Source organism: Endozoicomonas sp., assembly GCF_965196975.1.
Lineage (GTDB): Bacteria > Pseudomonadota > Gammaproteobacteria > Pseudomonadales > Endozoicomonadaceae > Endozoicomonas.
Window position 1 is genome coordinate 4,352,315 of record NZ_OZ239981.1, and the last position, 13,643, is coordinate 4,365,957.

The following is a 13,643-nucleotide window of genomic DNA, read 5'->3' on the forward strand; positions in this document are numbered from 1 at the left end:
GCAATACCATTACCAATAATTATTTCTTAGGACTTGGACAAGCCTATGGTCGATATGCATCAAACCTGTTGTTCTCTGCTACCTGAGCTGTCTGAACAAGATATGGGGCGGCTGGCAAAAATTTTCCAGCTGCTGGGGGACACCAAAAGACTGCAGCTGGTCATTGCCTGCCTTGAAGAACCACAGCCTGTATGCTGCCTATCCGAAATTTCGGGCATGTCTCAGCCATTAACCAGTCATCATTTACGCAGCCTGCGGGAAGCCCGCATCCTGAAGTCGACCCGTAAGGGCAAGCAGGTGCTCTATGAACTGGATGATCACCATATCCGTCATGTCATTCTTGATCTGGCCAATCACGTTAAAGAGCAGGATTAAGTCAGCCAAACGTTGATGATCGCAGCACCCTGAATCCAAAAAGAAAAAAAACAATAAAGGACCAAGCCATGCCAATGCCTGCAGAAGTTGGTGTTATTGACCTGATGCTCAGCATTCCCGGGGAGGATAACAGTCAGTGGTATGAATACATGAAACCCATGCTGCTGGATGAGGAAAGCCGACACCATTTCAAAATGCCAGCGCAGTACATGTTCAAGGATATTCCCGCTGAAGATGCTGATGATTACATCGCATACACCATTGCCCAGATGGATAAGCACAATATCGAACGAGCCATGATTGGGCTGGATGATCATAATGAATCAGCTAAAACCGCATTGAAAAAACACCCTGAACGATTCTTTGCATCCTATGAAGCTAACCCGAATAACGCCATGGATGAGGTCCGCAAGATTGAGCGGCTGCACAGAGAGTACGGCATCAAAGCAGTCACAGGATTCCCTTCCGGCCTCTGTCCACAGGTACCGATTAATGATAAAAAATGGTACCCCATCTACGCCAAACTGGTAGAACTCGAGCTGCCTTTTTGCGTCTGTGTTGGAGTACCTGGCCCCCGCCTGCCCATGGCTCCCCAGAAAGTCGAGCTTCTGGATGAGGTCTGCTGGTTCTTCCCAGAGCTGAAAATAGTCATGCGTCATGGGGCAGAGCCCTGGGAAGACCTGGCCTGGAAATTAATGTTGAAATACCCAAACCTCTATTACTCCACCAGTGCTTTCGCTCCACGGTTTTACCCAAAATCTATCATCGAGTTTGCCAATACCCGTGGTGCTGACAAGATTCTCTATGCAGGGTACTTTCCCATGGGGCTTTCTTTGGAGCGTATCTTTCGGGAGTTACCCGAAGTTCCCTTTAAAGAACATGTATGGCCCAAGTTTCTCAGGGAAAACGCTCTAAAAGTATTCAACTTGTCCACCTGATCATAACCGGTCTACCGCCTGCTCAAGCAGGCGAGCTCCCCCTTAACTCACTATTTTATAAGTGGCGATACAACGTATCGCTGGAAGATATTCGGCTTGACGCACCAAACATATAAAATTATATTTATATAAAATCATTCTTATATAATTGCGAGTGAAGTCATGTCATCCTGCTCAGCAACCCAAAATGCCAGCCCACATAACAACGGGATGGAAAGCAGTTGTGCTGCATCCTCATGCTGCAGCAGTAAAACTCAGTCAGAAACTTCTACACTAGAAAATCAAACGTCTTCGATTTCCGGTAGTATGCAGCTAAGCTGGATCATCACTGGCATGGACTGCCCAAGCTGTGCCGCTAAAGTTGAGAACGCCGTAAAAAATCTGAATGGTGTTACCCAGGCTCGGGTTACTTTCGCCACGGAACGCCTGCTGGTTAAGGTTGAAAATCGGGCAAACATCAGCGATGACATCCTTAAAACCATTCGAGAGCTCGGTTTTTCAGTTAAAGACGACACCTCTTCCGAACCCGCTGAAAGCAGTTTCCTGAAAAAATACTGGCGCATTCTTTCACTGGCCTTAGTCATGCTGGTCGCCGTTTTAATTAAGGGAACCTTTCCAGTCGTAGGCGACGTACTTTTTTATCTGGCCACAATCTGGGGGCTTTACCCTGTTGCCTCTAAAGCATGGCAATTAGCCAGAAATGGCACCCCCTTTTCTATTGAAACCCTGATGAGCATTGCTGCTATCGGTGCACTCTTCCTGGGTGAAACGGTTGAAGCTGCCATGGTGCTTCTGCTGTTTATGATCGGTGAACATATGGAAGCGTTTGCTGCAGGGAGGGCTCGGCAGGGCGTCCAAAGGCTGATGGAGCTGACACCAGAAACGGCTTACCAAATTGATAAAGATGGTAATAAAACAGAGGTTTCTGCCCATACTCTGAAACCTGGGGACATCATCGAAATATTACCGGGTAGTCGTCTGCCCGTTGATGGAGAACTCTTAACGCCTAACGTTAGCTTCGATGAAAGTGCTCTAACCGGCGAATCCGTCCCTGTAGAACATAACCCAGGTGAAAGTGTGATGGCTGGTTCACTGTCTGTGGATCGAGTAGCCCGCTTCAAAGTCATTTCAAAGCCCGGGGAAAGTGCGGTTGACCGTATAATCCGTCTTATCGAAGAAGCAGAAGAGCGAAAAGCGCCAGTTGAGCGTTTTATCGATGCCTTCAGCCGCTGGTACACACCGTTAATGATGTTTATGGCGTTACTGGTGGCTTTTGTTCCCCCACTCGCATTAGGCGAGCCCTGGGTGGAATGGGTCTACAAGGCTCTGACGCTGTTACTGATTGCCTGCCCATGCGCACTGGTTATTTCAACGCCGGCTGCTGTTACTTCTGCTCTGGCAAGAGCATCTCGAAATGGTGCCCTGGTCAAGGGTGGAGCAGCCCTTGAGCTATTGGGTTCGGTAAAAACTGTCGCCTTTGATAAAACCGGTACACTGACTGAAGGAAAGCCTGCAGTTACTCACATAACATCGTTTGACAGCTCAATACAAAAACCGGAGCACGAAGTTCTTCGACTTGCTGCAGCCGTTGAGTCAGGTTCAACCCACCCACTTGCAAAAGCTATCGTAGCCAGAGCTGACGAGATGAATATCGGGCTCCCTATAGCTGAAGAAGTAGAGGCAAAAGCCGGATTGGGTGTACAAGGCCTGGTTGAAGGCAGAATGGTCGTCGTTGGCTCTCCCCGGCACTTACAGGGCAGCATTGACCTGGTTGCAGGAGCTCGACAAACGCTCGAACAGCTTGAAGAGCAGGGTAATACCATTGCTGTAGTGACCGTTGAAGGGCATTTAGTGGGCTTCATAGCCCTTCGTGATAACCCAAGATCCGATGCCAAAAGAGCCGTTGCTGCCCTCAAAGCCATGGGAGTCAATAGTGTCATGCTCACTGGGGATAACCCACGTGCTGCAGCTGCCATTGCCAGCCAATTGGGCATGGAATATCGTGCAGGCCTTCTTCCTGGGGATAAATCTGCTGAAATAGAGCGGTTACGAGACAAAGGTCGGGTCGCAATGATCGGTGACGGCATCAATGATGCCCCTGCACTGAAGACAGCAGATATCGGGGTTGCCATGGGGTCTGGTGCCGACGTCGCTCTTGAAACCGCTGACTGTGCACTTACTCATAACCGAATAGAAGAGCTGGCGGACCTTATTGGCCTTTCCCGCTCCACCATGGCCATTATCCGCCAGAACATTTTTCTGGCAGTGGGAAGTAAAGCCGTGTTTCTAGTCACTACTCTGCTGGGCATGACCGGGCTCTGGGTAGCCGTTCTTGCTGACACCGGCGCCACCGCACTGGTCACAGCGAATGCCCTGCGGCTTTTAAGGAACAGGTCGAGCAATTCGAAGAAAGGCTAAACCTTTAACCGTTCCGGGCGACTCAGAATGAAATGAGTTCGTCCGGAGATTTCCACCTGTGTCACAGAAAAAACGTACCTCTTCAAAAACGTCTAAAACGTCTAAAACGTCTAAAACGAAGAAAACTCCAGCAAAGCCCGGAAACCATAATATCCTGGATACCGACGGGCTTAAAACTTCTGGCTTAAAGACCAATAAAAGCATTCTTTTAAAAAAAGGTGTTGAAAACTATCAGGTACAACAGAAATCTGGCCTGACATCTCAATTTGAGCTGGAGAAAGAAAAGGCAGCTCGAAAGCGGGAATTGCTTGAAAGCCTCCACCCAGGATGGACGGCACCTGAAAGCGCAGATTTCACGGGCGTATCTCTGATCAATCAAGATCTGGAACGCATGCGCTTCAAAAACAGCCTCATGAAGCGCTGTAAGTTTCGCTCCAGCAAACTGCGCGGCGTTCATTGGAAAAACTGTGACCTCCGTGGTGCCGATTTTCGTCATGCAGACCTCCGGGACTGCATTCTGGACGGTTGTAATTTGAATGGTGCCGACCTACGTCACACCAACCTGACCAACGCCCGAGTCATTGATACTGACCTCTCAGCAGCAAACTTTGATCATGCTGTGCTGGACAAGGCTGTGATTGAGAGCTGCGATATGGCTGCACAAACTTTCCACAACAGCTCCTGCAAGGAAATCCGTTTATACAACAGCCAGATCATCCATGGGTTCTTTGATAATGCGGATTTCTCACATTCTGAAATTCTGGATATGGAATTCCGCCACTGCACGCTCACCAAAACATCATTCAACCACGCAGAGATAAACAACACGTCGTTCAAGGGATGTGAAAGTTTTGATGAAGGGCCGTCTTTCTCGAATGCAAAAATCAATGAAGTAACCATGGCGGACTGTGATCTGCAATCAGTAAACCTGGCCAATACCGAAGTCTCTCAGTGTCTTTGGGAGCGGGTAAACCTGACAGATGCCCAATTTGACAATACCCTGTTCAACCAGGTCAGTTTCAATGAAGGCTTTTTCACCGACTGTTTCAGCGTGGAAACAGCGCCAACCTTTAAACATTGTCGCCTGGATCACTTGGTTATCGAGCATACTGACCTGACGGACGCGCATTTCAGCAGGAGTCGTTTTATTGGAGCCGTCATCCGAGACTCGGACTTTGAGGAGTGGCAGCTTGAGCAAACGGGTGTGGATGCGGAAACGGTGATTGAGGGTTATGAGTGAGCTAACCTGGCTCACTCACCCATCAGCAGTTACCGTTCTGTCAGCGCATTTTGCTTAGCCCTGAGGATAGGCTTAAGCAGATAGGCCATGAGCGTCTTGTCTCCTGTAATGATATCCACATTGGTTCTCATACCAGGAATGATCAAAAGAGGCTTTTCTTCAGAGCCAACGAAGTTGCTTTCTGTCCTTATGCGGACAACATAAAAACTTTCACCCTTTTCGTCTTTGATGGTATCAGCACTGATGTGTTCAACCTCTCCTTCAAGCCCGCCGTAAATAGCAAAATCATAGGCGGTCAGCTTCACGATAGCTCTCATCCCCTGACGGAGAAAACCAATGTCTTTAGGCTGAATTTGAGCCTCAATCAGGAGGTTGTCCTCTAATGGCACAATCTCCAGCATACTCATACCCGGCTGAACTACACCACCAAGGGTTGTAACGTGAATTTTCTTAACAATCCCATCCATCGGGGACCTGACCAGAGTTCGATCTACCTGGTCTTCCAATGCATTGTTCGACTCGCCCAGCTGATCCAAATGAACTTCGGTCTCTTTGAGTTCCTGAACAATTTCTGAACGGTACTTTTGAACAACCTCTTCCTTACGCGCCAGAGATTCCTGATAAGCAGCCTGCAATTTTGGAATACTCAATTCAGTTCTTCGCTTCTCTGATTCCAGGTCATTCACCCGCTGCCTTAACTGAATCAGTTCAACCTTGGAAACCACGCCCTGCTCCGCCAGAGGAACCGTCAGCTCCAGTTCGTCTCGTCCCAGCTCAAAGCTGGTCGTCAAAAACGTCAGCTGATCTTCTCCTGTGGTTAGCTCGTGTTGAGCTTGGGTTGCCTGTTGATTCGCTACACTCAGTTCAGCATTAAAACGGTCAGCACGCTGCTTAAAGATCTCTTTTTCCCGCTTAACATAAGCAGGGTATTCGTTCAGCTCTTCCGGAAAACTCAATTCTTCGCCAGAAAGTTCAGCTCTCAGCCTGGCGGCTTTGGCCAGCTCACTGAAATACTCAATAGCACTTTCACGAAAACTGGAAGAAAAGCGAGTGTCATCCAACTGCATTAATGGCTGTCCGGAACGAACCTGCTCACCCTCTTCAACAAAGATCTTTTCCAGAATCCCACCCTCCAGATTCTGTACAACCTGCAAACGTGAAGAGGGAATAACGATACCCATTCCCCGGGTAATCTCATCCAATCGGGCAAAACTGGCCCAGACAATAGCGAAAAAGAGAGCCAATAGCATAGTGTATATGAGTAGACGGCCTCCTTTTGGTGTCTTCATCAACATGGCGGCATTGGCATCAGAGATATACTCCATATCTTCTTTATGAGTAATCTCTTCAGAGTCCTCCATCGACATCGAAGCTTCATCAAGTAAGCTTTCCACCAGACCCTTTTTAGTCTCAGCAGGCTCAGCTTCTGGCTTATGCTGCTCCATTACCTCATCCTCTGAGCTATTGTGCTTTCCATGGCTATCAGCGCTCATATTTCCAACCTATTCTATTTTCAACTTGCCTTGCTTCAATGCAGCATGCACCTGATCCTTTGGCCCATCCGCAACCACACGGCCACTGTCTACAACGATCAATCGATCCACTAAATCCAGCATTGAGGCTTTGTGGGTCACCAGTATCAGCGTCTTGTCACTGCACCGGGTCTTCAGCTGCTCCTTCATCCGCAGCTCAGTCGTGTTATCCATGGAGCTGGATGGCTCATCCATCACCATAATCGGTGGGTTCATCAACAGGGCGCGGGCCAGGGCAATACTCTGTCGCTGTCCTCCCGACAAGTTCTGTCCCCGCTCACCAACGATCATATCCAGACCATTAGGATGCTTATTGGCAAACTCAGTCACCCCTGCAATCTCGGCAGCCTCCAGTAACTGGCTGTCCTCTACATGGTTTGCTCCAAGGGTAATATTGTCCTTAATAGAGCCATAGAACAGGGTGATATCCTGACTGACGCAGCCAATACTGGAGCGAAGATCCGTTGGGTTGATCTGGCGTAAGTCAACACCATCGATCCGGACAGCGCCTTCTTCTGGCTCGTACAGGCCCATGATCAGTTTTTCTATGGTCGTCTTTCCAGAGCCAATCCGGCCAATAATCGCCACTTTTTCACCAGCTTTGATTTTTATATTGATATCCCTTAAAGCCTGAATCTCCTGCTCAGGATAGGCAAAGTTCACTCCATCAAACTCAATACTGCCCTTCAGGTCTGGACGGTTAACATAATCCCGCTCATCATGCCGCTCGGTTGGCATAGCCATTACCTGGTTCAAACCATCAAGCGCTGATTTTGACTGGTTATAACGGGTTGCCAACCCAGCAATCTGTGCCATGGGCGCCAGACAGCGGCCAGAAAGCATGACAGATGCAATCAAGCCACCCATGCTCAGCTCACCCTCAGAGATCAGATAAACCCCCATAATGACCATGCCAATGTTTGCCATTTGCTGGACGTAAGCACTAAAGCTCGTGGCGGAAGCACTGAGCAGTTTGGTCTTAATACTCCAGGTCGCGATATGGCTGACAGACTTCTCCCACTTGTATTGAATATCACTCTCTGCCTGGGCAATCTTCAATGCTTCCATACCAGCCAGACTTTCAATCAATGTGGCATTTTTCTGCTGACTGGAACGTAGCGTCTTATCAATAGACTGCTTCAAAGGCTCCTGAATAAGGAAGCTATAGAGACCAATAATGATCATGGCAACCAGTGGAATAATGGCAACTGGGCCTCCCAGCATAAAGATCACGAAAAGGATGATGCAGGTAAACGGCAGGTCAACCAGAGCCGTTACGGTTGAAGAGGTAATAAACTCTCGAATGCTTTCAAAATCCTGGAGATTTTTGGCAAACGAACCCACTGATGCTGGTCTGGCTTTCATACTCAGGCCCAACACCTGCTCCATAATGGTAGAAGAGAGTAAAATATCAGACTTCTTACCGGCCAGATCAATAAAGTAGCTGCGCACCATTTTCAGAATAAAATCAAAACTGAAAACAATAAAAGCACCAATAGCCAAAACCCAGAGTGTATCGAACGCCTGATTCGGAACTACCCGATCATAAACGTTCATAACAAATAGAGGGCTGGCAATTACAAAGACATTAATTAACAGTGAAGCCAGCAAAACATCACGGTAAATTCTCCATGAACCAATAATAGTCCCCCAGAACCAGTGCCTGGATTTCACATTTAACTTCTGAGGTGTCCGACGATCATAACGATGTTTTTCACGAACATAGATCACATAGCCACTGTAAAACTCTTCTAGCTCTTCAAGACTTATTGTTTTCGTTCCCTCCCCAGTTTCCGGCATAATAATCTGGGCACTACCTTCAGAGTGATCAATATCAGTCAAAACACAGGCTTTTCGTTTATTCAGCAATAAAACAGCAGGCACAACCAATGAAGATATTTCTGCAACATCCCGCTTGTGAACCTTACAAGCCAAGCCAGCTCTTTCAGATGCCCTGATAAATACTTCTGCTGTAAATTGACCATTTTCAAGAGGCATTCCAGCCTTTAATGACTCTCTTGAATACGGATTCCCATAATGGCGGGTTAATAAGGCAAGACATTCGAGAAGATCATCGCTGCTGGCCGGTTGCTCATCGGGGATATCCCAGCCTTCATGCATAGTACTGGAGTGATTCATAGCTACCTGCTGATTGCTTCATCCATGTTTTCTTAAAAGAATTTGATTCAGAAACAAACAGCGTGATTGCCTGAAAGGTATTAATAACTATAGATTAGCGTAAAATAGAGAATCATTAATTAAAAACTCAAGGCTAATAATCAGCAATTTAATTTTTTTAATAAAACCCAAAATAAAGATGAATTCAACATTTATCTGACAGGTTGAAAAGAGGTGTTTAGTTGTAGAAGTTCAGACCTGACCTGACAGTTACCGATTTTCAAGAAGGTGTCTGTCAGGTTAAATTCAGGCTATGAACTTTTCCTTCCAGATCTCTTTCCCATCAATCAGTGTTTCTATCGGCGTTCTCCCGTTGCACTGCTTACCTTGATGGGTACGCTCAGTATTGTAGTGAATTAACCATTCGTCCAGATCTGACTGAATCATCTCAATACTCGTATACAGCGTCTTTCTCAATGCAGGTTGATAAAACTCCTGCAGAATCGTTTTATGGAAGCGTTCACAGATTCCATTCGTTTGTGGATGCCGGGTTTTCGTCTTCGTATGTTCAATGTCGTTCACCGCCAGGTAAAGTTGATAATCGTGTTGATCAGCACGACCACAATACTCTGTACCTCTGTCTGTCAGTATTCTGAGCACAGGTAGCTCTTGAGCTTCATAGAATGGCAACACGCGGTCATTGAGCAGGTCTGCAGCCGTAATTGGGGTCTTTGTCTTATAGAGTTTGGCCTGCGCTACCTTGGAGTAAGTATCAACATAAGTCTGCTGATAAACGCGGCCAACACCTTTAAAGGTTCCAACATAGAAAGTGTCCTGTGAACCAAGGTAGCCAGGGTGCGCTGTGTCAATCTCACCACTGGCCTCATCATCCAGCTTCTTGCGCTCAAGTGCCCTGACCTGGGACTCGGTGAGAATGATTCCTTCTCGAGCCACTTTCTCTTCAAGGGCTTTGAGGCGCAGTTTGAAGCTTCCCAGATCATTTCTTAGCCAGATGCTTCTCACACCGCTGGGAGAGACGAAGATACCTTGCTTGCGAAGTTCATTGGAAACACGGGCCTGCCCATGGGCAGGATCTTCTACCGCATACTCAAGAACCGCTTTTTCAACAGCGGGGTCTACTCGGTTTTTGAGGTTTGGAACTCTTCGGCTTTGATCAAGAAGTGCTTCGACCCCACCTTCATCAACAGCATCCCGGTAACGATAAAATGTATCTCTGGAGACACCCATGGTTTTACAGGCTTTAGAGATGTTTCCGAGCTCATCTGCAAGGTTCAGTAGCCCGACCTTGTGCTTGATGATTTTCTGGTTGGTGTGAATCATAAGGGTCACCTTTAATGATTTAGATTTCAGTGAACTCACCTTCTTTCTAAATCGGTAACCCTTTTCTTTTGATGAGAAGAAAATGTCAGATTAAGTCTGAACTACTCCAGTTTAGTAAACACCTCACGCAACAAGTAATGTTTATTTAAAACATCAATTTATATTCTCTATTTCAATCATCAATCTGTTTATCAAACACTTCTTCCTGCATTCGTTTCAGGCCAATATGTCTAACATCAGTCCCTTTAACGAGATAAATAACGTATTCCGCAATGTTTCTGGCATGATCACCAATACGTTCCAGAGAGCGTAAAACCCACATAATATTCAAAACACGGGTAATGGAACGAGGGTCTTCCATCATATAGGTAACCAGCTCACGGGTAGCACTTTTATACTCCCGATCAACCGCTTTATCCTCTTTGGCCACCGCAAGCGCCTGCTCGGCATCAAACCGGGCAAACGCATTCAGTGCATCCTGAGTCATCTGACGAACATGGCTGCCAATATGACGGGTTTCAATATAACCTTTAGGCGCTTCACCCTGTTCCGACAATTTTATGGCGAATCGTGCAATTTTGGCCGCTTCATCTCCAATTCGTTCCAGATCTGTCGCAACTTTGGTACATGCCAGAACCAGCCGTAAGTCGCTGGCTGCTGGCTGACGGCGTGCCAGAATTCTGGAACACTCCTGATCAATGGAGGTTTCCATAAAGTTGATATCCGTGTCTTTTTCACAGACAACGATGGCCAGATCACTGTCGGCATTAATCAGTGATTCAATGGCATCACTGACCTGCTTCTCAACCATGCCGCCCATAGACAACAGGTTATTTCGAAGCTCCTCCAGTTCATGGTTGAACTGCTGGGAAATATGATGGGTCAGCAAATCGCTTTGGTTAGGCATGGGTAATCCTTCGAGGCTGCTCAGGGTCTTTGAGATTTAGGAAGAACGTCAGCAATCCTCAGCCATAACGGCCAGTAATATAGTCTTCAGTCTGTTTCTTTCGGGGATTAGTGAACAATCTATCCGTGTCACCATACTCAATCATTCGCCCCATATACATAAACGCGGTGTAGTCAGAAACCCGCGCCGCCTGCTGCATATTATGGGTGACAATCACAATGGTAAACTTGGATTTCAATTCATTGATCAGCTCTTCAATCTTCAGTGTGGAGATGGGATCAAGTGCCGATGCAGGCTCATCCAGAAGCAATACTTCGGGTTCCACAGCAATTGTCCGGGCAATGACCAGACGTTGCTGCTGTCCACCGGACAGACCCAGCGCACTTTCATGCAGGCGATCCTTCACTTCATTCCAGAGAGCCGCCCCTTTCAGTGCCCACTCCACAACCTCATCCAGCACCCGCTTTTTGTTGATGCCCTGAATCCTCAGGCCATAGGCAACATTCTCATAAATACTCTTTGGAAATGGGTTTGGTTTCTGAAATACCATCCCAACCCGACGACGAAGGTCGGCCACATTAACCGATTTCTCATAGATATTCTGATTGTCGAGTAATATCTGGCCATCCACACGGCAGCCATCCACCAGATCATTCATCCGATTCATACTTCGTAACAACGTGGATTTGCCACAGCCCGAAGGTCCAATAAACGCCGTTACACGCTTTTGCGGGATCTTCATGGAGATATCAAACAGTGCCTGCTTCTCGCCATAGAACAGGTTCAGGCCAGACACTTCCATACTGGTCGGTTCCTGTTCAAGGCTCAGTACAGAACGACCACGCCCCAGCGACTCAGGATTAAAGGCTCTGGAGAACCCGGAAGCCGGTTCAGCACTGCTGCTATCCACTGAAACACCGGCTCGTTTTTCCAGACTGTTTTCAGGATACGTTTCGGAGGTTTTCACAGTCAGTGCCTCATTCAGCGTCTTATTCAGGCTTTCACCCCGCTTTTCATCAAGAGCCTCTTCCGGCCTTCTATCAATGACGTCATAAGCCATGGTATTCAGTCCTCAAGGCTCTTGTATTTTTCTCGCAACCGGTTGCGAATAGCAACGGCGGACAGATTCAGCACAGCAATAACAATCACCAGCAGCAAGGCAGTGGCATACACCAGAGGCCTCGCTGCTTCTACGTTCGGACTTTGGAAGCCCACATCAAAAATATGAAAACCCAGATGCATGAATTTCTGATCAAGGTGCAGATAGGGATAGTTGCCATCCAGCGGTAGGCTTGGAGCCAACTTAACAACTCCCACCAGCATCAGTGGCGCCACTTCCCCTGCAGCACGGGCAACCGCCAGTATCAAGCCGGTCATCATGGCTGGGCTTGCCATGGGCAGCACGACCCGCCATAGAGTCTCTGCCTTGGTCGCACCAAGCGCCAGGCTCCCTTCACGAACAGAGCGGGGAATACGGGACAATCCCTCTTCCGTGGCGACAATCACCACCGGCAGGGTCAGCAGAGCCAATGTGATGGATGCCCACAACAACCCTGGTGTACCAAATGTCGGTGATGGCAGGGCCTCTGCAAAAAACAGATTATCGATTTTTGCTCCGGCGAAGTAGATGAAAAAACCAAGACCAAAGACCCCGTAAACAATTGAGGGAACCCCAGCGAGGTTATTTACAGCCACCCGAATAGCCCGGGTCATCCAACCCTGACTGGCGTACTCCCGAAGATAGACGGCAGCGATGACACCAAAAGGGGTTACCATAATGGACATCAGAATCACCATCATGACCGTACCAAAGATGGCGGGGAATACACCGCCTTCGGTATTGGCTTCCCTGGGGTCATCAAGAATGAACTCACCGACCTTATCAAAGTAGAAGCTAATTTTGTCAGTCAATGACATGGTATTGGGCTGATAGGCACGAACCACTTTACTGATTGGCTGTTCCAGTGTTTGTCCATCAACCGTTCTGGCAACAAAGCTGTCACGGTTGAACGCCCGGTAAAGATCTCCCAGCTGGGTTTCCAGCTGCTGATATTCCTGATTCAGCAGTTTGCGTTCAGCCTGAATCTCTGCCTGACGAACCAGGTCGATATCACCGCTCAGCTCCAGACGACGTTCTGCGAGCCTTAGCTGCTCTATTGAGGCGTTGATTGAACCAATGTCGTGCTTTTCAATCTGGTAGATTGCCTCATAAATCACGAGTGCCCGATCTAAGCGCTCATTGAAGACGGTCCAGGCCGATTCACCACTGGCAACAGTGGCTCCGCCTTCCTTAACTGAATCAAGGAAGCCGTAGAAATTACCCCACTCACGACGCTCAAGGACCATGATGTCTTCAGGGTGTTGCCGGTTGCTTAACCACTCATCCACGATCCAGACAAAGTCAGCACCACTCAGGTCCCGGTTGCCCTGCTTCAATAAGTCGCGGGTATAGAGCTCCTGCCCATCGACCACGTCGAGGCCTGATGACTCCAAACGGGTCGCAGGCACTTCTTCACTGTCGGTAATTTCTCCAGCAACCATTCTGATGGTCTGCCCAGGAGGCTGATAATCGGCAACAATGATCTGGCCTGGCCAGAAGTGTCCCAATCCTCGGAAGGCAATCAAACCCAGCAGCCCAATCACCAGAACAAGACTAATGGCAACAGCGCCGGCATTTAACCAGACCCAGGGGGAACCACTTTTAACCCATTCACCTACAGAGCGTTTTCTAGAACTTAGAAGGGTATTTTTCATGGTGATTTCCTTTCCTTTTC

General features: G+C 47.9%; 10 protein-coding genes. 4 read left to right on the plus strand and 6 right to left on the minus strand.

Annotated features, from left to right (window positions below; all coding sequences use genetic code 11):
• Nucleotides 1-33: 33 nt before the first annotated feature.
• The 4 genes from ACOCLE_RS19545 (at nucleotide 34) to ACOCLE_RS19560 (ending at nucleotide 4,971) form a co-directional block, all read left to right on the plus strand.
• Nucleotides 34-375: an ArsR/SmtB family transcription factor gene (locus tag ACOCLE_RS19545; RefSeq protein WP_419533882.1), complete on the plus strand. Its 342-nt coding sequence runs from the start codon at nucleotides 34-36 to the stop codon at nucleotides 373-375.
• Between the two features lie 74 nt (nucleotides 376-449).
• Nucleotides 450-1,313 (plus strand): amidohydrolase family protein, encoded by an 864-nt coding sequence (locus ACOCLE_RS19550; protein ID WP_419533883.1) that lies wholly within the window; start codon nucleotides 450-452, stop codon nucleotides 1,311-1,313.
• 210 nt (nucleotides 1,314-1,523) lie between these two features.
• Nucleotides 1,524-3,731, plus strand: coding sequence for a zinc/cadmium/mercury/lead-transporting ATPase (locus ACOCLE_RS19555; protein ID WP_419533884.1), 2,208 nt, complete (start codon nucleotides 1,524-1,526; stop codon nucleotides 3,729-3,731).
• A 58-nt stretch (nucleotides 3,732-3,789) separates the two neighbouring features.
• A complete protein-coding gene (locus ACOCLE_RS19560; RefSeq protein ID WP_419533885.1) occupies nucleotides 3,790-4,971 on the plus strand; it encodes a pentapeptide repeat-containing protein in 1,182 nt (393 codons plus the stop codon).
• 29 nt (nucleotides 4,972-5,000) lie between these two features.
• Here the strand turns inward: ACOCLE_RS19560 and ACOCLE_RS19565 are convergent, their stop codons facing one another.
• The 6 genes from ACOCLE_RS19565 to pstA all read right to left on the minus strand — a co-directional run bounded on the left by ACOCLE_RS19565 (nucleotide 5,001) and on the right by pstA (nucleotide 13,623).
• The gene (locus tag ACOCLE_RS19565; RefSeq protein WP_419533886.1) at nucleotides 5,001-6,464 is read right to left on the minus strand and encodes an HlyD family type I secretion periplasmic adaptor subunit; all 1,464 of its coding nucleotides are present in this window, start codon (nucleotides 6,462-6,464) and stop codon (nucleotides 5,001-5,003) included.
• A 9-nt stretch (nucleotides 6,465-6,473) separates the two neighbouring features.
• Entirely contained in the window at nucleotides 6,474-8,642 is a 2,169-nt protein-coding gene (locus ACOCLE_RS19570; protein ID WP_419533887.1) for a type I secretion system permease/ATPase, read from the minus strand.
• A gap of 285 nt (nucleotides 8,643-8,927) precedes the next feature.
• The gene (locus ACOCLE_RS19575; RefSeq protein WP_419533178.1) at nucleotides 8,928-9,962 is read right to left on the minus strand and encodes an IS481 family transposase; all 1,035 of its coding nucleotides are present in this window, start codon (nucleotides 9,960-9,962) and stop codon (nucleotides 8,928-8,930) included.
• 172 nt (nucleotides 9,963-10,134) lie between these two features.
• Nucleotides 10,135-10,869 carry a phosphate signaling complex protein PhoU gene (gene phoU / locus ACOCLE_RS19580; protein WP_419533888.1) on the minus strand — a complete coding sequence of 245 codons (735 nt, stop codon included), beginning with the start codon at nucleotides 10,867-10,869 and terminating at the stop codon, nucleotides 10,135-10,137.
• A 58-nt stretch (nucleotides 10,870-10,927) separates the two neighbouring features.
• The gene (pstB, locus tag ACOCLE_RS19585) at nucleotides 10,928-11,929 is read right to left on the minus strand and encodes a phosphate ABC transporter ATP-binding protein PstB (protein ID WP_419533889.1); all 1,002 of its coding nucleotides are present in this window, start codon (nucleotides 11,927-11,929) and stop codon (nucleotides 10,928-10,930) included.
• A 5-nt stretch (nucleotides 11,930-11,934) separates the two neighbouring features.
• The gene (pstA, locus tag ACOCLE_RS19590) at nucleotides 11,935-13,623 is read right to left on the minus strand and encodes a phosphate ABC transporter permease PstA (RefSeq protein WP_419533890.1); all 1,689 of its coding nucleotides are present in this window, start codon (nucleotides 13,621-13,623) and stop codon (nucleotides 11,935-11,937) included.
• Nucleotides 13,624-13,643: the final 20 nt, after the last annotated feature.

Bases quoted from the DNA above. Each gene is read 5' to 3' on its own strand.
- ACOCLE_RS19550 (WP_419533883.1), top strand. From the start codon at position 450: ATGCCTGCAGAAGTTGGTGTTATTGACCTGATGCTCAGCATTCCCGGG.
- ACOCLE_RS19555 (WP_419533884.1), top strand. From the start codon at position 1,524: ATGGAAAGCAGTTGTGCTGCATCCTCATGCTGCAGCAGTAAAACTCAG.
- ACOCLE_RS19565 (WP_419533886.1), bottom strand. From the start codon at position 6,464: ATGAGCGCTGATAGCCATGGAAAGCACAATAGCTCAGAGGATGAGGTA.
- ACOCLE_RS19570 (WP_419533887.1), bottom strand. From the start codon at position 8,642: ATGAATCACTCCAGTACTATGCATGAAGGCTGGGATATCCCCGATGAG.
- ACOCLE_RS19575 (WP_419533178.1), bottom strand. From the start codon at position 9,962: ATGATTCACACCAACCAGAAAATCATCAAGCACAAGGTCGGGCTACTG.
- phoU (WP_419533888.1), bottom strand. From the start codon at position 10,869: ATGCCTAACCAAAGCGATTTGCTGACCCATCATATTTCCCAGCAGTTC.
- pstB (WP_419533889.1), bottom strand. From the start codon at position 11,929: ATGGCTTATGACGTCATTGATAGAAGGCCGGAAGAGGCTCTTGATGAA.
- pstA (WP_419533890.1), bottom strand. From the start codon at position 13,623: ATGAAAAATACCCTTCTAAGTTCTAGAAAACGCTCTGTAGGTGAATGG.